The 1,342-nt window shown below is 59.2% G+C and carries 1 protein-coding gene and 1 tRNA gene; both read right to left on the reverse strand.

Annotated elements, in window-relative coordinates; all coding sequences use genetic code 11:
- Nucleotides 1-184 precede the first annotated feature (184 nt).
- Nucleotides 185-258: transfer RNA gene (locus QZ302_RS09975), tRNA-Ala, on the reverse strand.
- A 229-nt stretch (nt 259-487) separates the two neighbouring features.
- Nucleotides 488-1,342 (reverse strand): thiamine pyrophosphate-dependent enzyme (locus QZ302_RS09980; protein WP_294594974.1); only part of this gene is annotated, 855 nt, incomplete at its 5' end.

A 1,342-nucleotide genomic window follows, 5' to 3' on the forward strand; every position in this document is an offset into this window, starting at 1 on the left:
CTTGCGTCGTAAATCGTTACTAAAATCCCAAAGCCGTTTTAGTAACGGTTTTAGTAACGCGACTTTGTCCGAACGGGGCTTTTTCGTGTCTTTCGGATGTCCGAGAGAAGAAAACGAAAATCCCGCAAAACCTTGATTTTGCGGGATTTGTCTTCGTTTGGCTCCGATTTGTCTCGGATCGAAGTGGAGAATACGAGATTCGAACTCGTGACCTCTTGCATGCCATGCAAGCGCTCTAGCCAACTGAGCTAATCCCCCGTTGCGAGTGCAAAGGTAAAACGAATTTTTGAAAATCCAAACAAAAAACGAATAAAGGTGGGGCGGATGCGAAATATGCCGGCGGAATGCCGCGGATCGATGGCCCGGCCCGGGCGGAATTGCGGGAAATCCGCATACGGGGTCCGGGAGCGGAATATGAGAAAAAAGCGGAGACCGCCGGAATCCGGAAGTCTCCGCCCATGCACAGCGGGAGGAGGGGCAGCCTACGCTACACCTCCCAGGTGGCGCCGGACCGCAGCAGATCGTCGACGCACCGGATTTTGGACGTGGCCCTGACCTCCTCGACCTGCCGTTCGACGGCCAGGTCGTAGACCGCATCGTCCTCGACGGCCCGGATGACGCCCACGGCCACCGGATAGTCGGGGTATTTCATCGCGGCGAGCATCGAGTGCAGCGTCGTGTCGCATTCGTGGGCGTCGTGCGTTAGCACGCGGTCGAGCGTATAGCCGTCCTGACCCACGGTCACCACCTTGAGCTTCATGTTCTCGAAGACGAGGCCCTTTTCGTTGTTGGCGCCGAAGAGCATCTTTTCGCCGTGGCGCAGCGTGATCGTACGCTCGGCGCGCGTGGCCTTGTCGGCCGCAAATGCAGCGTGGGTCTTGTCGTTGAAGATCACGCAGTTCTGCAGCACCTCGACCACCGACATGCCCTTGTGCAGCGCGGCGGCCACCATGCACTCCTTGGAGAGGTTGACCTCCATGTCGATCGAACGGGCGAAGAAGGTGCCCTTGGCGCCGATGACCAGCTCGCCGGGGTTGAAGGGCTTCTCGACCGTGCCGTAGGGCGAAGTCTTCGTGATCTTGCCCAGCTTCGACGTGGGCGAGTACTGGCCCTTGGTCAGACCGTAGATTTCGTTGTTGAACAGGATGACGTTGAGGTCGACGTTGCGGCGGATGGCGTGGATGAAGTGGTTGCCGCCGATGGCCAGCGAGTCGCCGTCGCCTGTCGTGACCCACACGTTGAGCCGCGGATTGGCCACCTTGACGCCCGTGGCCACGGCATTGGCGCGGCCGTGGACCGAGTGGAAGCCGAAGGTCTTCATGTAGTAGATGAAGCGCGACGA

The organism is uncultured Rikenella sp. (genome assembly GCF_910579375.1).
Taxonomy (GTDB): Bacteria; Bacteroidota; Bacteroidia; order Bacteroidales; family Rikenellaceae; genus Rikenella.